This is a genomic window from Corallococcus sp. AB011P (assembly GCF_003611605.1).
GTDB classification, from domain to species: Bacteria; Myxococcota; Myxococcia; order Myxococcales; family Myxococcaceae; genus Corallococcus; species Corallococcus coralloides.
The window spans coordinates 89346-112732 of record NZ_RAVX01000021.1 but is presented as its reverse complement, the minus strand read 5'-3'; the positions used below and the strand labels follow the sequence as shown (position 1 = coordinate 112732).

Below are 23387 nucleotides of genomic sequence, written 5' to 3'. Positions count from 1 at the left end.
GGGAGGTGGGGAGCGAGCTCATGCGCGCCCGTGAAAGCCCGTGCTCGTGGGCTGGATGTCACGCGCCGCCTGCGGCAACGGCAGTGGCGCCACCATGACGCCTTCACGCAATGTCGAGAGGGTGCCGCCCAAAGGCTCCCAGCCGGTGACTGACGGCCACCAGGCATGACCATCCCAGGCCTTGTGGTACAGCCCCGAGTCCATTCCCAGTACGAAGACATCGATCCGATCCGGCCCCCAGGAGACTGCCTTCGGAGGACTCGCGCACAGGCCACCCAAAGGCTCCCAGTCGGTGGGCGACGGCCACCAGGCATGACCATCCCAGGCCTTGTGGTACAGCCCCGAGTCCATTCCCAGTACGAAGACATCGATCCGACCCGGCCCCCAGGAGACTGCCTTCGGAGGACTCGCGCACAGGCCACCCAAAGGCTCCCAGTCGGTGGGCGACGGCCACCAGGCATGACCATCCCAGGCCTTGTGGTACAGCGCCGAGTCCATTCCCAGCACGAAGACATCGATCCGGTCCGGACCCCAGGAGACTACCGACGGAGGACTCGCGCATAGGCCGCCCAAAGGCTCCCAGTCAGTGGGCGACGGCCACCAGGCAGTCCCGTCCCAGGCCTTGTGATACAGCCCCGAGTCCATTCCCAGCACGAAGACATCGATCCTATTCGGGCCCCAGGAGACTACCGACGGAGGACTCGCGCACAGGCCACCCAAAGGCTCCCAGTCGGTGGGTGACGGCCGCCAGGCATGACCATCCCAGGCCTTGTGGAACAGCGCCGACTCCATTCCCAGCACGAAGACGTCGAGCCGGTCTGGCCCCCAGGAGCATGCCCTGGGAGGACTCGCGCACAGGCCGCCCAAAGGCTCCCAGTCAGTGGGCGACGGCCACCAGGCATGACCATCCCAGGCCTTGTGGAACAGCGCCGACTCCATTCCCAGCACGAAGACGTCGAGCCGGTCCGGGCCCCACGATGCGACCTCCGGGGGGCTCTTGCATCTGCCGCCCAGGGGCTCGTAATCCATCAAGGAGGGCCACCAGGCATTCCCGTCCCAGGCCTTGTGGTACAGCGCCGAATCCATTCCCAGCGCGAAGATGTCCAGTCGGTCGGCGCCCCACGACACGATGGGCCCGGCGGGAGTGATCCGCGGAGCCGACTCGGTGACGAACGACTGTCGGGGTCCATTGAGGCAGGCATCCACCCGGTCCACCTGCCCCAGCGAGAACATCACCATGCTGCTGTCGTCGACATAGTCCATGTAGTTCATGAACATGTCGCCGTTGGGTCCGTTGTTGCAGCTGAGGTGCGGGAAGTTCGGGACGCCCGTGTTCGGCCCCGCTTGGTTCGGCGTGTCGGGGACCTCATCCGACCCGCCGCAGCCAGTCCCGTCATCTCCCCAGATGTGAAACAGATTGAACCAGTGGCCAATCTCATGCGTCGCCGTGCGCCCGAGGTTGAAGGGAGCCGCCGCCGTCCCTGTCGTACCGAAGGCGGAGTGGGTGATGACCACGCCGTCGGTGGCCGCGGGCCCTCCGGGGAACTGGGCATACCCCAGGAGCCCGCCCCCCAGCTGGCAGACCCAGATGTTGAGGTACCTGTCGGCAGGCCATGGGTCGGCCCCTCCCGTCGCCTGTGACTTGACGCGATCGTCACTCTGGAAGGACGTGGTGTTCGTCTGGTTCCGCGTGATTCCCTGGGTGGGGCTGCCATCCGGTGAGCGCGAGGCCAGGAAGAACTCCACCTCCGCGTCGGCGACCAGGCCCTGAAATGCCGCGGGGACCTGTGAGATGTCTGGGTTTTGCTGCCGGAAGTCCAGGTTGAGCACGTCCACCTGGCTCTGGATCTGCGCGTCAGAGATATTCTGCTGCGCGGTATTCCAGACGACATGGACCACGACAGGAATATGGACGACGCCCTGGCGTTCCTTTTTTCGCTGTCCGCGCTGAAAGGCCAGCGCGAGGGTCTCGATGCTCTCGCGTGCCTTGATGTACTCAGGATGAGTGCTGAGGAGGCGGCGGTGAACATCCATGGTGCCGCACTTGCGCTGGGGTCTCGGTGGGCCGCCCTGGGGACCTCCGCGGCCCATGCCACCCTGCCCCCCCTTGCCAGCGCCATTGCCCATGGTGGGGCTCATCGCTCGCATTCCTGGCGCGGCTCCCCCAGCCATGCCCCCGGTCGAGCTTCCGCCCATGGCGCCTGGCATCCGGCTCCCCTGGCTGGAGGCAGCCGGGCCACCCATGGCTTGGGTTCCTGCATCGCCCATTCCCCGGGACGTCCCCCCTTGCTGCGGAGCGCGTGGTGGTGGGTTCTTCATTCCATCCTTACGTGAGTCTTTCATCCAGCCTCCAAACCTGGCGTCCTCCGCTAACGTGGTGGGGCCGCCAAGGCGTCGCAAGGGTTTGCGCCGCTTGGGGAGGAGGAGCCGATGCGCGAAGGGGTCTGGGCGCTGTGCGCGGTCTTGATTGTCTCAGGATGCGCGGGCGTGGAGGCGCCTGAGCGCCGCAGCGGTTCACGTGTGTTTCGCCAGAGGGCGACCTTCGCACCCGATGACTCGCCGGAGCGCCAGCGCTCCCCTGACGCGCGGCCCCGGAGAGGCGGGCAATCGTCCGCTCCCCTCACGCATCAGGCCGTCATCGAAGCCCTTGGGGAGGTGAGGGACACGGTGGATGGTGTCGCCCGGGCGCTCCCCAGGCTCGCGGAGAACACGAAGGGCCTGGGGGGTTCCGACGGCGTCTTCACCCGTTACACCGACTACGCCTCCATCCAGGTGCCATGGCTGCGAGGCGCGACCGCGAGAGCCATTTCGCTCGCGGACGCCTCGGAGACGGTCGAGGACGCGGACATGCGAGCGGGAGTCCTCCGGCTGACAGGTCCGCGACTCGAGGCCGTCATGTCCGGAGCGATGCTTCTGGCCACATGGCTCGACTTCCTACGGCTCGCGGAGGTCATTCAGAAGGAGTGTCCTTTCTACGGAGTCGAGCGGCTGTTCGTGGACCTGGACCGGGTGCAGAAACGGATCGAGCCCGCCATGACGGCGCTCGCGTCAATGGACCCGGACAAGGTGCACGCCACAGCGACCGCGATGCCCGGACTGATGGGGCGACTCACCCAGGAGTTTCAATCCATCCAGGAAGGCGCGCGCGTAGCAATGGAGCGCGGCGGTCGGGTCGTCGCGGCGGCCCAGTTCCTCGAAATGGTCACGCTGGTTTCAGCCCTGAAGGCGACGCTGCCCAGGCCGCCACCCGCCGCTCCCGTCACGCTCGGCATCGGGCTCGTGATGGGCTCGGGAGGCGTGATGATGGGCTCACGCGTCGTCGTCACCGCCGAGTGGGTCGAGCGGATGCGAAGGCTGGTGCAGGCGGGAGTCATCTCCGCGCCGGTCGTCAGCGCGGCGGTCCGCATCCACGCGGGTCAGGTGTTGATGTCGCAGGCGAAGCAGGACCTGCCCAAGGGCGTGCGCGAAGCACTGGGAGACAGCCCCGAGGTTCGCGCCATGCATGAGACCGGCAGGGCCGGAGCCGGGATGTCCAGCGCACCGAAGCACCACGTCCTGCCGCAGGAGCATCGCGAGTGGTTCGAGAAGCGCGGGTTCACGGGCGAGATGGACATCGACCAGTTCTGCGTCCGGCTGGAGCAGTCCCACCACGAGGCGATTCACGGCGGAGGCGACTGGAGACTGGGCCGCACGTGGCCCAGGGAGTGGAACCAATTGATCATGAGTGAACTCCGCAAAGCGGAAACCCGTTTCGGCCGGACGTTGACGCGAAACGAGGTCCTGGACATCGTGGCGCAGTACATGAACATCTATGACATTCCGGTGCGCTTCGTTCCCTCGAGACGACGATGACTGACGGACGCTCGTGGCAGGGAAACTGGAAGGCTCGAATGTATGAGCGAGTCCGCGAACGCGGCCACACCTCGCTCACTGACTTCGCCAACTCGCGTCCCACCGTTCCCTTGCTGAAGCTTGCCGCGGAACTCGGCAAGGACGATGTTGCCGCGATTCAGGTCTTCCACGGACTACTCTCCGAAGCGGCGCAGCGTCGGCAAGTGACTCGCCTGCTGCGCGATGTCATCGCGCGCGAGGTGGCAGGGGATTTTCCCGAGGGCTGGCCAGTCATCACGGATGAGGCGACCCGGTTCCAGGTGATCAAGCTACTTGCCCGACTGGGCGCCTTTACGCCAGAGGCCCACGAGGCGCGCGTCAGCCGCGTGGGTGACTCACTCCTCACGTCACCACCTCCGCCCGGATGGCGCCCGCTAGGCCCCGACGACGAACTCCTCCTCACGCTCCTGCCCGACAACGAAGCCTGATCCACGTCACCCCGCGCGACCACCCAGCGCCTTCATCCAGATCACGACCGCCACGGCCCCCGCGTCCGGAACCCCCTTCGCACGCTCACCCAGGTAGCTGGCCCGGCCTAGTCGCGGCGACATGCTCGCGGTCGCCTCCGCGCCCTCCTCCGCCGCGCGCGTCGCCTCCACCCACGCCTCCCCCAGCGTCCTCCCCTCCCGGACCGCGCGCACGAGCGTCACCGCCGCCGGGTGCAGCGCATCCACCATCGTCCGGTCTCCCGGCCGCGCCCCGCCCAGCTCCGACACCGCTTCCACACCCACTTCGAACGCCTTCGCCCAGGCCGCCGCGTCCGCCGGCTTGCTCGCCAGGAAGCGCGCCGCCCGCAGCAACGCCGTCGCATAGAACGGCCCGGAGCTGCCTCCGATGTTCCGGCGCAACGCCTGTCCCAGCTCCGTCAACGCCCCCGACGGCGTGGCCCACGCCCCCTCTGGCAACGCGCGGATCGCCGCCGCGCCACGCGCCAGGCTCAAGCCCAGGTCCCCATCACCCGCCTTGCTGTCCAGCTCCGTCAACTGGGCCTCCGCCGCGTCCCAGGCGTCCGCCACCGCCAGCGCCGCCGCGCGCACCTGCGCCATCGCCGGCTGCGGCTTCGGATGCCCCTTCACCGTCGGCAGCGCGGCGCGCGTGGGCACCACCTGACGCCGCGTCACCACCTGCCCCCGACCCGGCCACGCTGGCGCACCCGTAGGCGCGTCCAACCGCGCGAGCCGCGCGTCATCCACCTTCAGCAACGTCAGCGAACACCCCGGCATCTCCAGCGCCGACAGGAACGTGCCCTGCCACGCACGCTCCACCGTCACGCCCCGCTCCGCCAGGAACGCCAGCGCCTTGCGCGTCACGATGGCCAGCTCCATGGGCGGCGTGCCTCCCAACCCATTCACCATCAACGCCACCCGGTCGCCCCGGCCCACCTTCCGGTCCTCCACGATGGTCGACAACATCGTGTCCGCCAGCGCGTCCGCGGGCTGCAACGCCACGCGGCGCACGCCCTGCTCGCCGTGGATGCCCAGCCCCAGCTCCACCTCGCCCTCCCCCAACGTGAAGCCCGGCCGGCCCGCCGCCGGCACCGTGCACGGCCCCAGCGCCACGCCCATGCTGCCCAGCGCCGCCGCCGCTTCGGCGGCCTCGCGCGCCACCTCCGCCAGCGACGCTCCCGCCGCGGCCGCGGCCCCCGCCACCTTGTGCACCAGCACCACGCCGGCGATGCCCCGGCGCCGCTCGGGCTCCACCGTGTCCCGCAGCGCCACGTCGTCCGCCACCACCACCACTTCCGTGGGAATCCCCTCCGCCCGCGCCAGCTCCGCCGCGAGCCCGAAGTTGAGCCGGTCCCCCGTGTAGTTCTTCACGATGAGCAGCGCCCCCGCCGTCCCCGACACCGCGCGGATCGCAGCCAGCACCGCGTCCGTGCTGGGTGACGTGAACACGTCCCCCGCCACCGCCGCATGCAGCATCCCCGTCCCCACGTAGCCCGCGTGCGCCGGCTCGTGGCCGCTGCCTCCTCCCGACAACACCGCCACCTTCCTCGCCCCCAGCGCCGCCGGAACATCCACGCACACCACCACCGTCTCCCCCTCCAACAACGCCTGGCCCGGCGCCAGCGCCACGAACCCCTCCAACATCTCCTGGACCACCGCGCGCGGCGCATTGACGAGCTTCTTCACCATCGACTCCTTGTTCGGAACGAACGGGGACGGACTGGGATCCACACCCACCCTTCCGCCCCCATTGCAGACCGTCAAGCCGGACGCGCGCCGCAAGGCCATGGAGAGACGTTTGCGTCACAGAAACCGCTTTCCCATTGACTCCCGGAGATTTATGAGGATGATTCTCATTATCATTCTCTAAACTGCAACAAAACACGGCGGTCCGGTGCGACGTGCGCCCGGGCCTGGCCGAGCCTTGCCTGGCATTGCAGGGACGAGGCAGGGCCGACGTGTGTCTGGATTCAGGTGATTGTCTTGAGTGCTCCATCCCCCGCCCCGCGTGAGCGCACGCTGCTGTGGCTCCTCGCGGCGGTGCAGTTCACCCACGTCGTCGACTTCATGATGCTGATGCCGCTGGGCCCGCTGCTGATGCAGCGGCTCTCGCTGTCGGCGACGCGGTTCGGAGCGCTGGTGTCCGCGTACACGCTCGCGTCCGCGGCCATGGGCGTGCTGGGCGTGTTCTGGCTGGATCGCCTGGAGCGCAAGCGCACGCTGCTGATGCTCTACGCGGGCTTCATCATCGCCACGCTCCTGTGCGGCGCGGCCACCGGGGCCACGGGTCTGCTCATCGCTCGCACCGTGGCCGGAGGCTGTGCCGGGCTGATGGGCGCCGTCGTCATCGCCATCGTCAGCGACACCGTGCCCGCCGAGCGCCGGGGCCAGGCCATCGGCACCGTGATGACGGCCTACGCGCTGTCCGCCGTCGCGGGCGTGCCGCTGGGCCTGGGCCTCGCGAACCTCGGAGGCTGGCGCGCGCCGTTCATCGTCCTCGCGGCGCTGGCGGGCTTCGTGTGGCTGCTCCTCCTTCGCTTCCTGCCTCGCGTGGACGGGTACCTGTCCCAGGCGTCCGGCACCTCCGCCACCACGGGCTTCACGCCCCGGCTGGCCCTGGGCTGGGGCCTCACCTTCACGGTGGTGTTCGCCAGCTTCCTGCTCATCCCCTACCTGGGCGCCTTCATGGTGGGCAACGTGGGCCTGTCCCTGGCGGACCTGCCCTGGGTGTACCTGGCGGGCGGCGCGGCCACCTTCGTGAGCTCGCGCTGGATTGGCCGGATGGCGGATCGCCTGGGCCCTGCTCGCGCGCTGGCGCTGCTGCTCGTCGCCACCATGGCGCCGCACCTGCTCTTCACCCACCTGCCTCCGTCTCCTCTGCCGGTGGTGGCCGTCGTCTTCGTGCTCTTCATGACGCTCACCTCCGGCCGCGCCATCCCCACCATGGCGCTGGTCGCGTCACAGGTGCCGCCGTCCATCCGGGGCCGTTACCTCGCGGTCAACATCGCCGCCAGCGACGGCGCCTCCGGGCTCGCCGCGTGGATGGGCGGCCTCCTGCTCACCACCGCGCCGGACGGCACGCTCATCGGCTTCGCGCAGCTGGGCTGGCTGGCCGTGGTCATCTCCGCGCTCGCGCTCGGGATGCTGTGGACCTTCGCGGGCCGCGCCGTGCGGCTGGACGCGACGCCCGCGCCCTGAATCCCTCTCCACCCGTCACCAGGACCCTTCCATGTCCCAGACAGCACCGCGTCACCCGTCGCTGCCCCGCCCCATCGTGGGTGAGCTCAAGCTGGAGCGCTCCAACCAGCTGCTCGCCGAGGCCCGCAAGTGGGTCCCCGGCGTCACGCAGACGATGATGAAGAAGCCGGACCACTTCGCCCCCGGCGCCTTCCCCGTGTTCCTCGCCAAGGGCAACGGCGCGCTGGTGGAGGACGTGGACGGCCAGGAGTACATCGACTTCATCCAGGCGCTGGGCGCCAACATGCTGGGCCACAACCACCCGGCCGTCGTGGAGACCATCCGCAAGCACCTGACGGAAGGCATCATCCACTCGCTGCCCACGCCGGTGGAGGTCTCCTCCGTGAAGGCGCTGGTGGAGGTGATCCCGGGCGCGGAGATGGCCCGCTTCTTCAAGACGGGCGCGGACGCCACCTCCGCCGCCGTGCGCCTGTCGCGCCACCTCACCGGCCGCGAGCACATCGTCACCGTGGGCTACAACGGCTGGCACGACCACTTCATGTATGACACGCCGGGCGTGCCCCCGACGGTCGCGAAGCTCACCACGCGCCTGCCCCTCTTCACTCCCCCGGATGAGCCCGCCCTCATCGAGCACATCGAGCAGCACGGCGACCAGCTGGCCTGCGTGCTGCTGGCCATCCCGTACAACCGCACCGTCACCCGCGAGTTCCTCCTCCAGGTGAAGGAGACCTGCGCGAAGCACGGCGTGCTGTTCGTCCTGGACGAGGTCGTCACCGGCTTCCGCCTGTCCCTGGGCGGTGCGCAGCAGTACTTCAACATCCAGGCGGACTTCGTCACGCTGTCCAAGGGCATCGCCGCGGGCATGCCCCTGTCCGCCATCGCCGGCCCGGAGAAGTACCTCTCCCGCCTGAGCGAGCTCCAGGTGTCCACCACCTTCGGCGGGGAGATGCTCTCACTGGCCGTGTGCGAGGCCGTCATCAAGGAGTACCGGAGCACCCACTACGTGGAGCACATCGCCAGCCTGGGCAGCCGCCTGCGCGACGGCGTCAACGCCCACGCGCGCGAGACGGGCTCCACCCTGGAGGTCATCGGCTACGACGCCGTGCCCTTCTTCCGCTTCAGCAAGATCATCCCCGAACACATCGAGAAGATGATCCCCTTCCAGGCCGGTATGGCCCGCCGGGGCGTCATCCTCCGCCGCGACCTGAACTTCATCAGTGCCGTGCACACCGTGGAGCAGATTGAACACACCATCGCCGCCGCCGGCGAGGTGCTCCGCGAGACGGCCGCCGCCGCCAAGGCCAGCGCGGCCTGAGACTGAAACAATCGCTCTACCACCGCCCGTGAAGCCAGACGCCGGGCGGTTCCCTGCACCAGTCACCTTGACAGGAATTCGTGGCCATGGCACTTCCCGGCCCTGAAGATGAGAATGGTTCTCATTTTCATTCTAACAATCCAGGCGGGCGGCGGATGTCTTCGACGACGGGACACGCGGTGGTGACGGGCGCGGCGCAAGGCATTGGCGCGGCGGTGGCGCGCAAGCTGGCGCGCACGATGCCCGTCGCGGTGTTCGACCAGAACGCCGCGGGATTGGAGCTGCTGGTGGCGGAGCTGCGCCAGCAGGGCCTGAAGGCCACCGCGTTCCCGGTGGACGTGCGCGACAAGGACGGCATCGAGGACGCCATCGCGTACATCGACGGCAAGCTGGGCCCCATCCAGGTGCTGGCCAACGTGGCGGGCATCCTGCGCATGGGCTCCGTGCTCACGCAGAGCGACGCGGACTGGATGTCCACGTTCGCGGTCAACACCCACGGCGTGTTTCATGTCTCGCGCGCGGTGGCCCGGCACATGGTGCCCCGCCGCTCCGGGGCCATCGTGACGGTGGGCTCCAACGCGGCCGGCGTGCCGCGCATGCAGATGGCGGCCTACGCGGCCTCCAAGGCCGCCTCCACCATGTTCACAAAATGTCTGGGTTTGGAGCTGGCCGAGCACGGCATCCGCTGCAACATCGTGTCTCCCGGCTCCACCGACACCGCCATGCAGCGGGGCATGTGGACGGATGAGTCCGGCCCCGTGCGTGTCATCCAGGGCTCGCTGGACACCTACCGCACGGGCATCCCGCTGCGCCGCATCGCCACGCCGGACGACATCGCGGACGCCGTGGTGTTCCTCGCGTCCGGCCAGGCCCGGCACATCACGATGCATGATTTGTGTATCGACGGTGGAGCCACACTGGGCGTGTAGCGCGCCCGCGGCGTTCGCCTCCTCTCCCCTGACCTCCCCCTAATATCGCCCCGAGTTGAGAATGATTCCTGAAACCAAAATCACTGAGCGACAGGCTGACGCGCGGACGGTGGACGGCGTGGTGGGCGAGCCGGCCGTGGCGCGGGAGCCGGAGCAGGAGGCGCTGGCGGCGCGGCTGCTGCGCGACTACGACGCGGGCGCGTTCTTCTTCGCGTCCCCCAAGCGCACCATGCTGGCGCGTGGCGTGTTCGCCACGGTGCCGGACGCGGGCGGGGCGAACTCGCTGGACGGCCTGCCGGAGCGCGTGGCCTCGGTGCTCAACGCCTCGCGGGACGCGGCGCATGACATCCCGGTGGCGGTGGGCGCGGTGCCCTTCGACGGCAAGGTGGCCGCGCACCTGGTGGTGCCCAACACCCTCCAGCGCGCGGGGCCCATGGTGTTCGACGCCGCCGCTGCCACCCGCTCTCCACTGGCCGGTCAGTACACGCTGCGCCCCGTACCGGAGCCCACCGCGTACAGGGACGGCGTGGCGGCGGCGCTGAAGCTCATGCAGGAGGGCCCGCTGCGCAAGGTGGTGCTGTCGCGCTCCCTGCACGTGGACACGGCGGCGCCCGTTGACCTGCGGCAGCTGCTGCACAACCTGGCCCGGCGCAACCCGCATGGGTACACCTTCGCGGTGGACCTGCCGCAGCGCGCGGACGCGGCCCCCGGCGTGGGCCGGCGCACGCTCATTGGCGCGAGCCCGGAGCTGCTGGTGGCACGCTCGGGGTTGCAGGTCCTGGCCAATCCGCTGGCGGGCTCCGCCGCGCGCAGCCCGGACCCAGTGGAGGACTCGGCGCGGGCCATGCGGCTGATGGCATCGCCCAAGGACCTGCACGAGCACGCGGTCGTCATCGACGCGGTGGCGGAGGCGCTGCGGCCCTTCTGCAAGACGCTGGACGTGCCCAGGGGCCCGTCGCTCGTGAGCACCCAGACGATGTGGCACCTGTCCACCCGCATCACGGGCGAGCTGAAGGATCCGTCCATCACGTCGCTGACGCTGGCGCTGGCCATGCACCCCACCCCGGCGGTGTGCGGCCACCCGACGGCGCTGGCGCACGAGGCCATCGGGAACATCGAACCGTTCCACCGTGGCTACTTCACGGGCACCGTGGGCTGGTGCGACGCGAACGGCGACGGTCAGTGGGCCGTCACCATCCGCTGCGCGGAGGCCGACGAGCGCACCCTGCGGCTGTTCGCGGGCGCGGGCATCGTCGTGGGCTCCACGCCAGAGGCGGAGCTCGCGGAGACCGAGGCCAAGTTCCGCACCATGCTCCAGGCCATGGGCCTGGGCCTCGAGGTGCAGCCGTGAGCACCGCGCGGGAACACCTGCCCGGCTGCCCCACGTGGCCGGAGGACTTCGCCCGGCGCTACCGCGAGGCCGGCTACTGGCGGGGGGAGACCTTCGGCCAGCTCTTGCGCGACCGCGCCCGGGACTTCGGGGCGCGCGTGGCGCTGGTGGGCGGCACGCACCGCTGGACATACGCGGAGCTGGACACGCGCGTGGACCGCATGGCCGCGGGCTTCCACGCGCTGGGCATCCGTCCGCGCGATCGCGTGGTGGTGCAGCTGCCCAACGTGCCGGAGTTCTACGAGGTCATCTTCGCGCTGTTCCGCATGGGCGCGCTGCCCGTGTTCGCGCTGCCGGCGCACCGCGCTTCGGAGATCGGCTACTTCTGCGCCTTCACGGAAGCCGTCGCGTACGTCATCCCGGACCGCTTCGGTGGCTTCGACTACCGGGGGCTCGCGGAGCAGGTGAAGGCCGCCACGCCCACGCTCAAGCACGTGCTGGTGCTGGGTGACGCGGGTGCGCATACCGCGCTCGGCTCCGTGCCCGCGGAGCCCGTGACGCTGGAGGGTCCTTCACCGTCCGACGTGGCGTTCTTCCAGCTGTCCGGCGGCAGCACCGGCGTGCCCAAGCTCATCCCGCGCACGCACGACGACTACATCTACAGCCTTCGCGCCAGCGTGGACGTGTGCCAGTTCTCCTCGGAGACGGTGTACCTGTGCGCGCTGCCGGCGGCGCACAACTTCCCCATGTCCTCGCCCGGCGTGCTGGGCACGTTCCAAGCGGGCGGCACGGCGGTGATGGCGCTGAACCCCAGCCCGGACGTGGCCTTCCCGCTCATCGAGCGTGAGCGCGTCACCGTCACCGCGCTGGTGCCCCCGCTGACCATGGTGTGGCTGGACTCGACGCTGGCGAAGAAGCACGACCTGTCCAGCCTGAAGGTCCTCCAGGTGGGCGGCGCCCGGCTGAGCGACGAGGCCGCCGCGCGCGTGCGCCCCACGCTGGGCTGCGGGCTCCAGCAGGTCTTCGGCATGGCCGAGGGCCTGGTGAACTACACGCGGCTGGACGACCCGGAGACGCTCATTGTCTCCACGCAGGGCCGCCCCATGTCGGACGCGGACGAGCTGCGCGTGGTGGACGACGACGACGTGCCGGTGGCGCCTGGTGAGACGGGACACCTGCTCACGCGCGGGCCGTACACCATCCGCGGCTACTACAAGGCGGACGCGCACAACACCAAGGCCTTCACCACGGACGGCTTCTACCGCACGGGCGACCTGGTGCGCCTGACGCCGGAGGGTTACCTGGTGGTGGAGGGCCGCGCGAAGGATCAGATCAACCGGGGCGGCGACAAGATCGCGGCGGAGGAGGTGGAGAACCACCTGCTCGCGCACCCCTCCGTCAGCGACGCCGCGGTGGTGGCCATCCCGGACAAGTTCCTGGGCGAGCGCACCTGCGCCGTCGTCATCCCTCGCGGCGAGGCCCCCGCCCCCTCCGCGCTCAACGCCTTCCTGCGCCAGCGCGGCCTGGCGTCGTTCAAGATCCCCGACCGCATCGAGTTCGTCGCGGCCTTCCCGCAGACGGGCGTCGGCAAGGTCAGCAAGAAGGCGCTGCGCGACAGCCTGCGCCAGTCCCTCTCCACTCCTTCTCCCTGAAACAGGAGCCCTCCATGGCACTGCCTGCCATTGCCCCCTATTCCATGCCCGGCGCGGCGGAGCTGCCCCGGAACAAGCTCGCCTGGACGCCGGAGCCCAAGCGCTGCGTCCTGCTCATCCACGACATGCAGCGCTACTTCGTGGACGCCTTCACGCAGGGGCAGTCCCCGGTGACGGACCTGGTGGCCAACATCCAGCGCCTGCGAGAGCACGCGGTGAAGCTGGGCATCCCCATCGTCTACTCGGCGCAGCCGGGAGACCAGACGCCGGAGCAGCGCGGCCTCCAGTTGGAGTTCTGGGGCCCCGGCGTCCGCGCCGGCCCGAAGCAGCAGATCATCGAAGTGCTCACCCCGGCTGAAGGCGACACCGTCCTCACCAAGTGGCGCTACAGCGCGTTCCGCAACACGCGCCTGATGGACCTGATGCGCGAGCAGGGCCGCGACCAGCTCATCATCTGCGGCATCTACGCGCATATCGGCTGCCTCCAGACGGCCAGCGACGGCTCCATGAGCGAGATCCGTCCCTTCCTCGTCGCGGACGCCGTGGCGGACTTCTCGCTGGAGAAGCACCGGATGGCGCTCGACTACGCGTCGCGGCTCGTGGCGTTCGTCACCACCACGCAGCAGCTCATGGACGCGATGCCGGTGCGGACCGCCGCCGCGGCGGTGGACCGCGAGCAGCTTCGAGCGGACGTGGCGGAGCTGCTGATGGAGTCCGCGTCCGCGATTGGCGAGGACGACAACCTGCTCGAGCGCGGCATGGATTCCATCCGCCTGATGAGCCTGGTGGAGCGCTGGCGGCAGGGCGGCACGGAGGTGTCCTTCGTGGAGCTCGCGGAGAAGCCCACGCTCACCGACTGGTACGCGCTGCTCGCCGCGAAGCAGCCTGTCGCGATGGCCCCTGGCGCTCGCGCCTCATGACCCGCCCTCGGGGCGGCACCCTTCCCCCTCGGAGTTCCCCGTCATGCTCCCATCCCAGGACAACCGCCCGCTGACCGCGGCCCAGCACGGCATCTGGGTGGGGCAACAGCTCGACCTGAAGAGCCCCGTCTACAACGCCGGGGAGTGCATTGAATTCCGCGGCGCCGTGGACCCCGTGCGCTTCGAGTCCGCCCTGCGCAAGGCGGTGGCGGACGCGGACGCGCTGCACTCGCGCTTCGTCGCGGGCGAGGAAGGTCCGGCCCAGCGCATCGACGCGGGGACGGACTGGACGCTCCAGCACGTGGACCTGAGCGGCGAGGCCGACCCCTGGGCCGCCGCGCAGGAGTGGATGTGGAAGGACCTGGGCCGCACGGTGGACCTGGGCACGGGCCCGCTGTTCGCGCAGGCGCTGCTCACTGTGGGGCCGGAGCGGTCCTTCTGGTTCCAGCGCATCCACCACATCGCCATGGATGGCTATGGCTTCTCGCTGCTCGCGCGTCGGGTGGCGGAGCTCTACACGGCGGAGGTGACGGGCAAGGCCGCGCCGGCGGGGTTCAACCGGCTGGGCCCCGTGCTGGAGGAGGACGTCGCGTACCGCTGCGGCGCCCAGATTCAGAAGGACCGCGACTTCTGGGTGAACCGCTTCGAGGACGCGCCGGTGCCCCCGCTGCTCGCGGAGGCGGCGCCCATGTCGTCGCGCTTCCTGCGGCGCTCGGAATACCTGCGGCCGGAGCTGATGACGGCGCTGCAGGCGGGTGCGAAGCAGGCGGGCGTGAGCTGGTCCGACCTGGTGCTCGCGGTGACGGCCATCTACCTGCACCAGCGCACGGGCGCGCCGGAGGCCGTGCTGGGCCTGCCGGTGATGGGCCGCCTGGGATCCGCGTCGCTGCGCGTGCCGTGCATGGCCATGAACATCGTGCCGCTGCGCATCGCCGTGCGGCCGGACGCGGGGCTGTACGCGCTGGCCCGCGACGTGGCGGCGGAGATGAAGGCCTCGCGTTCACACCTGCGCTACCGCTACGAGCAACTGCGGCGCGACCTGCGCCTCGTGGGTGGACAGCGCAAGCTGTTCGGCCCCGTCGTCAACATCATGCCCTTCGACTACGCCCTGGACTTCGCGGGCGTGCCGGGCACGGCGCACAACATCTCCGCGGGTCCGGTGGAAGACCTGTCCTTCGGCTTCCATGCGCGGTCGGGCGGAACGGCCCTGCGCGTGGACCTGGACGCGAACCCCGCCTGCTACACGGAGGCCGCGCTCGAGGAGCACCAGCGCGGGTTCCTCCAGCTGCTGGAGTCGTTGCTCGCCCAGCCCGAGCAGCCCGTGCGGCGTTCCGCGTCTGGCGCGCCAGGCTCCATCCTGGATGGCGGGCCGGTGCCTCCGGTGCGCCCGGTGCTGGAGTTGCTGAAGGCCCAGGCCGACGTCCGTCCGGATGCGGTCGCGCTGGAGCACGGCCGCTGGCGGATGACCTACCGCGAGCTGGTGACGGCGTCGCAGGCGCTGGCCTCCCGGCTGATCGAAGCGGGCGTGCGGCCCGACACGGCGGTGGCGGTGAAGGTGCCCCGGGGCATCGACGCCATCGTGTCCAGCCTGGGCATCCTGTTCGCGGGCGCGGGCTACCTGCCCATCGACCCGACCGGCCCGGCCACGCGCAACGCGGCCATCCTCCAGGACGCACGCCCCGCCGTGATGGTGGTGTCCGAGCGCCCCTCGCCCGACACGGATCCGACCGCGCCGGGTGTCCTCGTAGTGCAGCGGCTGGAGCAGGCCGGCACCTCGGCGCTGGATTCGACGGAGCACGCCATCCCGCGAGTCGTGCCCGCTGCCCAGCGGCCGGAAGCACGCGATGCGGAGCCCGCGTCGAGCGCTGAGGCGCGGCTCGCGTACGTCATCTACACATCCGGCTCCACGGGGCAGCCCAACGGCGTGCAGATCACGCACGGGGCCCTGGCCCACTTCGTCGCGGGCGCGACGCAGCGCTACAGCGTCGGTCCCGAGGACCGCGTCCTCCAGTTCGCCCCGCTCCACTTCGACGCCAGCGTGGAGGAGATCTTCGTCACGCTGTGCGCGGGCGGACGGCTGGTGCTGCGCACGGACGAGATGCTCCAGTCGGTGCCTCGCCTCATGGAGGCCTGCGCGGAAGCCGGCATCACCCTGCTCGACCTGCCCACCGCCTTCTGGCACGAGCTGGCCTACAGCCTGTCCACCGGCGCCGCCCGGCTGCCCGACGCGCTTCGCACCGTCATCATCGGCGGCGAGGCGGCGCTGCCGGAGCGCATCGCCCGTTGGAAGGACGTCGCGGGCGACCGCGTGCACCTGCTCAACACCTACGGCCCCACCGAGGCCACCGTCGTCGCCACCGTCGCTGAGATTGCCGGGCCGGATGCCCTGCCCTCCGGTGACGAGGTCCCCATCGGCCGCCCACTGCCCGGCGTCGTCGCGGCGGTCGTCACGCCGCAGGGCCGGCTGGCCACCCCCGGCAAGGAGGGCGAGCTGTGCCTGATGGGCGGCGCGCTCGCTCGGGGCTACCTGGGCCGCCCGGAGCTGGACGCCGCCCGCATCACCCGCCTGCACGCGGTGGCGGGAACACCCCGCGCCTACCGCACCGGCGACAAGGTGCGCGTGCGCGAGGACGGCCAGCTGGTGTTTGTGGGCCGCGTGGACGACGAGTTCAAGATCAGCGGCCACCGCATCGACCCGGGCGAAGTCGAAACCGTGTTGCTGAAGTATCCCGGTATCCGTGAGGCCGCCGTGGTCGGTCAGGTGCTGCCGGGCGGGTCTCGCCGGCTGTGCGCCCACCTGGTGGCGTCGCCCGAGCCTTCGCCCGCGGAGCTGCGCAAGCACCTGCTCACTGCGCTGCCCGCGCCCATGGTGCCCGGCGCCTTCTCCTTCGCGGAGCGGCTGCCGCGCACCAGCACCGGGAAGATCGACCGCAAGGCCCTCCAGAACGCGATGCCCGCGGACGAGAGCGCCGCGCTGCTCGCCTCCGCGACGCCCATGGAGCGCACGGTGCTGGAGGTCTGGGAGCAGGTGCTGGGCCGCGCCGCCTCGTCGCTCCAGGACGACTTCTTCGAGTTGGGCGGCCAGTCCCTCCAGAGCATCCAGGTCGCCAACCGCCTGGGCATCGCCGTGGGCCGCGACGTGCCCGTGGCCACCGTCTTCAAGCACCCCACCGTGTCCGGCCTCGCGCAGGCGCTCCAGGGCGGCAGCACGGGCGGCGCTGAGACAGGCGGCCTCACGCCCGCGATGCTCGCGGACGAGGAGCTGGGCGAGGACATCGTCCCCTCTACGACGGGCGAGGCCTGGGCGCGCGAGCTGCCGAGCCAAGGACACGGCTACCGCCAGGTCCTGCTCACCGGCGCCACCGGCTTCGTCGGCGCGCACCTGCTCCACCAGCTCCTGACCCGGACGGACGCGCGCATCATCTGCCCCGTGCGCGCGAAGGACGAGGCGCAGGCGATGGAGCGGCTGCGCTCGGCGCTGACCGGCCAGAAGCTGCCCCTGTCGGGACTGGAGGCGCGGGTGCTCGCGCTTCCGGCGGACCTCTCCCAGCCGCTGCTGGGCCTGGACTCCACGCGCTTCCACGGGCTCGCCGCCGAATGCGACGCCGTCATCCACAACGCCGCGGTCGTCAGCGTGGTGCGCGAGTACGGCAGCCTCCAGGGCGTCAACGTGCGCGGCACGCGCGAGCTGCTCAAGCTGGCCGCCGCTGTCCGCCCCAAGCCCTTCCATTACGTGTCCACGCTGGCGGTGGCGCCCCAGGCGAACCTGTCCCCGGACGTGCCGGAGGCCTTCGTCCCCTCGCACCCCGGCCTTCGCGACGGCTACCAGCAGAGCAAGTGGATCGCGGAGCGGCTGGTGCAACAGGCCTCCGAGCGCGGCCTGCCCGCGACCGTGTACCGCCTGGGCCGCGTGGTGGGTGCTCCGGACACCGCGCTCATCAACACGCAGGACCTGGTGTGGCGCATCGTGCTCGCGGGACTGCCCGTCCGCGCCCTGCCGCTTTTGGACGTGGGCGAGGTCTGGACGCCGGTGGACTTCGTGGCCAGCGCCATCGTCCAGCTGTCGCTCGCGTCGCATCCGGGCGCGGTGTTCAACGTGACGCCGGCCGCGGAGGTGCGCCTGTCGGAGCTGTTCGGCTGGGTGCGCGACTACGGCTACCCGCTGGACTTGTGTCACGTGCCGGAGTGGCGCGACCGCGTCGCGAAGGGCTCCGGCGGCCACGACGCCACGCTCGCGTTCTTCGATTTGCGCAGCGGGGACTCCACCCCGGCCTTCGGCCTGGGCCCCATCCGCTGTGATCGGCTGCTGGCCGCGCTGGAGGGCACCGGCGTGCGCTGCCCTCCCACCGACCGGAACCTCCTCTACCGATACCTCGACTCCTGCGTCGCGCAGGGAATCCTGCCCCCGAAAGTGACGGCGCTCCCGTGACGAATCCCTCCTGGTCCCCCTCCTCCTGGCGGGCGAAGCCGGTCCGCTACATCCCCGACGACTACCCCGACCTGTCCGCACTCGCGCGCGTGGAGGCGGAGCTGGCGCGCCTGCCGCCGCTGGTGCACACCGAAGAGACCCGCCGCCTGCGGGAAGCCCTGGGCCAGGTGGCCGAGGGCAAGGCCTTCCTGCTCCAGGGCGGCGACTGCGCGGAGAGCTTCAAGGAGTTCTCCGCGGAGAACGTGCGCGGCACCTTCCAGCTCCTGCTCCAGATGGCGGGCGTGCTCACGTTCGCGGGCGGCTGTCCGGTGGTGAAGGTGGGCCGCATCGCCGGCCAGTTCGCCAAGCCGCGCTCCAACGCCACGGAGACCATCAACGGCGTCACGCTTCCCAGCTACCGCGGCGACATCATCAACGGCATGGACTTCGACGCGCGCGAGCGCACGCCGGATCCCCAGCGCCTGCTGCGCGCGTATCACCAGTCCGCGGAGACGATGCAGTTGGTGCGGGCCTTCGCGCGCGAGGGCTACACGGACCTGACCCGCCTCCTGGGCCACCGGCCGGAGTCCGAAGGCGCCGTGCGTCCGGTGGACTTCTTCACCAGCCATGAAGCCCTGCTGATCAACGTCGAGCAGGCGATGACGCGCGTCGATGAGGCGACGGGCGGCTGGTACGACACGTCCGCGCACATGCTCTGGATTGGCGAGCGCACCCGCCAACTGGACGGCGGCCACGTGGAGTTCATGCGCGGCATCCAGAACCCCATCGGGCTCAAGTGCGGTCCCACGCTGGAGCCGGACGACCTGGTCCGCCTCATCGACACACTCAACCCCCAGGGCATCCCGGGCAAGCTCACGCTCATCGGGCGCTTCGGTTCGGATCAGGTCGCCGCGCGCCTGCCCCGGCTGATGGCCGCCACCCGGCGCCACGGCAGCCCCGTCGTGTGGTCCATCGACCCGATGCACGGCAACACGCACAAGGCCAGCAACGGCTACAAGACGCGCTCGCTGGAGCGGATCCTCGCGGAGGTGATGGGCTTCCTCCAGGTCGCCGCCGCCGAGGGCGTGCACCCCGGAGGACTCCACCTGGAGATGACCGGCCAGGATGTCACCGAGTGCCTGGGCGGCCCGCTGGACGTATCCGAGGACGACCTCTCCGACCGCTACCACACGCACTGCGATCCGCGCCTCAACGCGGATCAATCACTCCAGCTCGCGTTCCGCGTCGCGGATGGTCTTCACACCACGGTGAAGGCTCCCCAGGACCGCGCTGCCTGATTTGCCGTGGTGCCTTGACAGCTCAGACTTCGTGCGGCTAAACGTCGCGCAGTTGAAAATGAGAACCATTTTCATAATCATGATTAAGGCGAAGCGCAGGTGGCGGTCCCAGGTGGGCGTGGCCCTGCTGTCTTCCATCTGTTTCGGTGGCCTGGCTCACGCGGGCACAGCGCAGGCGGAGGCTCCGGCGGTCACGCCCCCGGCGCCCGAAGCAGCTCCGGCGGAGCCCGTCATCGAGTTGCCGAAGCTGATCCACGCCGTGGAAGCGCCCTACCCTGAAGAGGCGGAGCGCGCCCGGCTGGAGGCGAACGTCCGCCTGCGTCTGCGCGTGGACACGCAGGGCGTGGTGACCCAGGCGGAGGTGATGGAGCCCGTGGGCCACGGCTTCGATGAAGCCGCGCGCACCGCCGCGCTCCAGTTCCGCTTCACGCCCGCGAAGCGCAACGGCGTCCCTGCCCCCGCGCGCGTCACGTACACCTACGTCTTCCAGCTGCCCGGCCGCTCCAAGGCCGTGGTGGCCACTCCGCCACCCGCGCTGTCCAGCGAGCCCAAGGCCGCGGCGTCCCAGGACGAGGCCCCGACCGAGTACCAGGAGGATGTCGAGGTCACCGCCGTGGGCGAGACGCGCGCCGAGCGCCGCCGCAAGTCCGCGGAGGCCGTGCAGGTCATCGAGCTGGAGCAGGCCAGCATGGAGTCCGCCGACCTGGGCACCGCGCTGGCGCGCACGGAGGGCGTGGACGTGCGCCGCACGGGCGGCCTGGGCAGCAGCGCGCGCATCTCCATCGCGGGCCTGTCGGATGATCAGGTGCGCTTCTTCATCGACGGCGTGCCGCTGGAGTTCGCGGGCTACGGCCCGGGCCTGGCGAACGTGCCGGTGAACCTGGTGCAGCAGCTGGAGGTCTACACGGGCGTGGTGCCCATCCGCTTCGGCGCGGACGTGCTGGGCGGCGCCGTGGAGCTCGTCACCGACCAGGACGTGCGCGGCTCGGCCGTGGCGGGCTCCTACGAGCTGGCCTCCTTCAACACCCACCGCTTCACCGCGAGCGGCCGCCACTACCAGGACTCCACCGGCCTGATGGTGCGCGCGCACGCCTTCTACGACGACGCGCGCAACGACTACCCCGTCAACGTGGAGGTGCCCAACGACCTGGGCAAGCCCGTGCCCGTGGAGGTGCGGCGCTTCCACGACGGCTACCGCGCGGGCGGGGCCAGCGTGGAGGCGGGCTTCGTGGACAAGCCCTGGGCCCGGCGCCTGCTCCTGCGCGGCTTCTTCAACGCCGCCGGCCGCGACATCCAGAACGACGTCAACATGGAGGCCGCCTACGGCGAGGTGACCACCGCCGACGGCTCCGCTGGCGCCACGCTGCGCTACTCGCGGAACCATGACCCGGGCGTGAGCGTGGACGCGGTGGGCGGGTACACGTTCCGCCGCAACCGGTTCCTGGACATCGGCTCGTGCGCCTACGACTGGTATGGCCGCTGCTTCCTCACCCTGCCCCAGCCGGGGGAGATCACCGAAGGCGGCACGGAGCGCTACATCAACCAGCACACCGCGTTCGCGCGGTTCAACGCCGCCTGGGCGCCCGTGCCCGGGGGCGCGCACACGCTGCGGCTCGCGGTGTCCCCCACCTTCGTGGCGCGGACGGGCGAGGACCGCCGGCTCCAGGCGAACAACCAGCCGGATCCGCTCTCCGCGTCCCGCGGCGTGACGTCGCTGGTGACGGGCCTGGAGTACCAGCTCGATGCCATCGACGGGCGGCTCCAGAACATCGCCTTCGTGAAGGACTACCTCCAGGACGTGCGGGCGCAGAAGCTGCTGGCCAGCGCGGAGTTCCTGGACCAGGGCCGCACCGCGCACGAGCTGGGCGTGGGCGACAGCCTGCGCTTCCGCATCACCCCCGAGCTCAGCGCCAAGGCCTCCTACGAGTGGGCCACGCGGCTGCCGCGCCCGGATGAGCTCTTCGGTGACGGGAACCTCATCGACGCCAACCTGGGGCTCCAACCGGAGACCAGCCACAACTTCAACCTGGGGCTGGGTTACGCGTCCGAGGAAGGCCGCGCCGGCAGCTTCCGCGCCAACGTGGGCGGCTTCGCCCGGCTGACGGATCAGCTCATCATCCTGATTGGCCAGGGAAGCTCCTTCACGTACCAGAACGTCTACGGATCCCGCTCGCTGGGCGGAATGGGCTCCGTGGGATGGACGTCACCGGGCCGCTACCTGAGCCTGGATGGCAACGCCACGTATCAGGATCTGCGCAACACCTCTGGCGAGGGCAACTACGCCGAGTTCAAGGACCAGCGCATCCCCAACCGTCCCTACCTGACCGCCAACGGCAGCGCGCAGGTCCGGGTGTCCGGCCTGCTCAAGTTCCAGGACGAGCTGCTGGTCACCTGGCGCACGCGCTACGTGGACGACTTCCTCCTCTCCTGGGAGGCGCTGGGCAACGACGAGAAGCTGGGCATCGACTCACAGCTCACGCACGCGCTGGCGCTCACCTACGTCATCCGCGACATGACGACCCGGCTGAGCTGGACGCTGGACTTCCAGAACCTCACCAACGCCCAGACCTACGACTTCTACGGGGTCCAGCGCCCCGGGCGCCTCGTCGCCGCCAAGTTCACGCTGGAGCGCTGAACATCGCCTTTCTGCTTTCCGCCGCACCTTCACCCCTACTTGAAAGGGAAGTCCTTTGAAGCCTTCACCCTTCTTCCGCACCTCCGCGCGTCTGCTGCTGGCGCTCTCCCTCGCCTTCACGGCGGCGGCCTGCAACGACGACGAAGACGACAACACCCCGGACTCGGGTACGACGACCGACGCGGGCACGGACACCGACGCGGGCACGCCGCCGCCGATGTACGCGTTCGTCGCGCAGGTCAGCGTCGAGGGCAACGCCACGAGCTACGTCGTCCTGACGGAGACGCTGGATCCAAACACGCCGCTGTCCACTGCCAACGCCACGCAGATCAACGGCCGAGCGCTGGGCTCCGGCATCTCGAAGACGGGCTCCATCTTCGTCTCCAGCAGCGCCGGCGCCACCGTCACCCGCTACAACCTGACGGCCAGCAACACGCTGGAGAAGGCCGGTGAGGTCACCTTCGCGGGCAAGGGCGTCACCTCCATCGGCGAGTACCAGAACCAGTTCCAGTTCGCCTCCGAGACCAAGGCCTACTACTTCGACGGCCGCAACTCACAGGTCATCATCTGGAACCCGAAGGACATGACGCTGACGAACAGCATCTCGCTGCCGGAGCTGACCATCGCCGGGAGCTCGACGACCTTCGCCTCCAACCCGATCCGCGTGGGCACCAAGGTGCTGATGCCGGTGGGCTGGCGCGCGGGCGCCGCCGTCACCAGGCAGGCGGGCATCATCGTGGTGGACACGGCGAACGACAGCGCGGTGTTGGTGAAGGATGATCGCTGCGGCTACGTGCGCGACGGCATCGTGGGCACGGACGGCAAGGTCTACCTGGCGACGGAGGCGTATGGCGCCGCGGAGAAGCGCGTGTCCGGCACAAACCCCAGCGTGCCCACCCCCTGCCTCCTGAAGTTCGACCCGGTGACGAACACCTATGACAAGGACTTCTTCAAGGAGCTGGGCACGCTGACGAACGGCGGCGCCACGGGTTCGCTGCTCGCGGGCCCCAACGGCACGGGCTACCTGCGCGTGCTGGATGAGACCGCCTACCCGGTCGCGCCGGACACGGTCGCGCGCACCCTGGCGAGCGCCGTGGCCTGGAAGTGGTGGAAGATCGACCCGGCCGCCGGCACCCACGCGACGCTGGTGGACACGCTGCCGGCCAGCACGGGCAGCTCCTTCCTGTACGAGCTGAACGGCCGCACGGTGTTCAGCGAGTTCACCAACAACAGCGGCACCACCAACTACCGCGAGCTGACGGACCTGACCGGCAACCTGGTGGCGACGCACCAGGGCCTGTCGTTCTCCTTCCTTCAGCTGCGCTAGTCGTTCCTTCCGCATCCGGCCCCCGGGATCCGAAGCTC

At 70.1% G+C, this 23387-nt stretch carries 14 protein-coding genes; 12 read left to right on the top strand and 2 right to left on the bottom strand.

What is annotated here, in order from left to right:
- Positions 1–18: 18 nt before the first annotated feature.
- A complete protein-coding gene (locus tag D7X30_RS34415; RefSeq protein WP_233591968.1) occupies positions 19–2139 on the bottom strand; it encodes a M43 family zinc metalloprotease in 2121 nt (706 codons plus the stop codon).
- Between the two features lie 756 nt (positions 2140–2895).
- Between D7X30_RS34415 and D7X30_RS34410 the strand changes: the two genes are divergently transcribed.
- Both D7X30_RS34410 and D7X30_RS34405 read left to right on the top strand, forming a co-directional pair.
- Positions 2896–3852: a DUF2380 domain-containing protein gene (locus D7X30_RS34410; RefSeq protein WP_370051929.1), complete on the top strand. Its 957-nt coding sequence runs from the start codon at positions 2896–2898 to the stop codon at positions 3850–3852.
- Complete coding sequence (locus D7X30_RS34405) at positions 3849–4319, top strand: NUDIX hydrolase (RefSeq protein ID WP_120567204.1); 471 nt, start codon at positions 3849–3851, stop codon at positions 4317–4319. The genes D7X30_RS34410 and D7X30_RS34405 overlap by 4 nt, the downstream gene beginning before the upstream one ends.
- Before the next feature lie 6 nt (positions 4320–4325).
- Here the strand turns inward: D7X30_RS34405 and D7X30_RS34400 are convergent, their stop codons facing one another.
- Positions 4326–6023, bottom strand: coding sequence for a dihydroxyacetone kinase family protein (locus tag D7X30_RS34400; RefSeq protein ID WP_120567249.1), 1698 nt, complete (start codon positions 6021–6023; stop codon positions 4326–4328).
- Between the two features lie 288 nt (positions 6024–6311).
- On the opposite strand from D7X30_RS34400, the gene mxcK reads away from it, so the two are divergent.
- The 10 genes from mxcK (at position 6312) to D7X30_RS34350 (ending at position 23349) form a co-directional block, all read left to right on the top strand.
- Positions 6312–7535 (top strand): myxochelin export MFS transporter MxcK, encoded by a 1224-nt coding sequence (gene mxcK, locus D7X30_RS34395; RefSeq protein WP_120567203.1) that lies wholly within the window; start codon positions 6312–6314, stop codon positions 7533–7535.
- Positions 7536–7566: 31 nt separating this feature from the next.
- Positions 7567–8850, top strand: a complete 1284-nt coding sequence (gene mxcL, locus D7X30_RS34390; protein ID WP_120567202.1) for a myxochelin B biosynthesis transaminase MxcL — start codon at positions 7567–7569, stop codon at positions 8848–8850.
- A gap of 155 nt (positions 8851–9005) precedes the next feature.
- Positions 9006–9779, top strand: coding sequence for a 2,3-dihydro-2,3-dihydroxybenzoate dehydrogenase (locus D7X30_RS34385; protein WP_120567201.1), 774 nt, complete (start codon positions 9006–9008; stop codon positions 9777–9779).
- A 61-nt stretch (positions 9780–9840) separates the two neighbouring features.
- A complete protein-coding gene (dhbC, locus tag D7X30_RS34380; RefSeq protein ID WP_120567200.1) occupies positions 9841–11130 on the top strand; it encodes an isochorismate synthase DhbC in 1290 nt (429 codons plus the stop codon).
- Positions 11127–12761 carry a (2,3-dihydroxybenzoyl)adenylate synthase gene (locus D7X30_RS34375; RefSeq protein ID WP_120567199.1) on the top strand — a complete coding sequence of 545 codons (1635 nt, stop codon included), beginning with the start codon at positions 11127–11129 and terminating at the stop codon, positions 12759–12761. The genes dhbC and D7X30_RS34375 overlap by 4 nt, the downstream gene beginning before the upstream one ends.
- Before the next feature lie 14 nt (positions 12762–12775).
- Positions 12776–13681: an isochorismatase family protein gene (locus D7X30_RS34370; protein WP_120567198.1), complete on the top strand. Its 906-nt coding sequence runs from the start codon at positions 12776–12778 to the stop codon at positions 13679–13681.
- Positions 13682–13724: 43 nt separating this feature from the next.
- Entirely contained in the window at positions 13725–18110 is a 4386-nt protein-coding gene (mxcG, locus tag D7X30_RS34365) for a myxochelin non-ribosomal peptide synthetase MxcG (protein WP_120567197.1), read from the top strand.
- A complete protein-coding gene (locus D7X30_RS34360) occupies positions 18107–19387 on the top strand; it encodes a 3-deoxy-7-phosphoheptulonate synthase class II (protein ID WP_120567196.1) in 1281 nt (426 codons plus the stop codon). The genes mxcG and D7X30_RS34360 overlap by 4 nt, the downstream gene beginning before the upstream one ends.
- 79 nt (positions 19388–19466) lie before the next feature.
- A complete protein-coding gene (gene mxcH / locus D7X30_RS34355; protein ID WP_233591965.1) occupies positions 19467–22022 on the top strand; it encodes a TonB-dependent siderophore myxochelin receptor MxcH in 2556 nt (851 codons plus the stop codon).
- 55 nt (positions 22023–22077) lie between these two features.
- Complete coding sequence (locus D7X30_RS34350) at positions 22078–23349, top strand: hypothetical protein (RefSeq protein ID WP_120567194.1); 1272 nt, start codon at positions 22078–22080, stop codon at positions 23347–23349.
- Positions 23350–23387 lie beyond the last annotated feature (38 nt).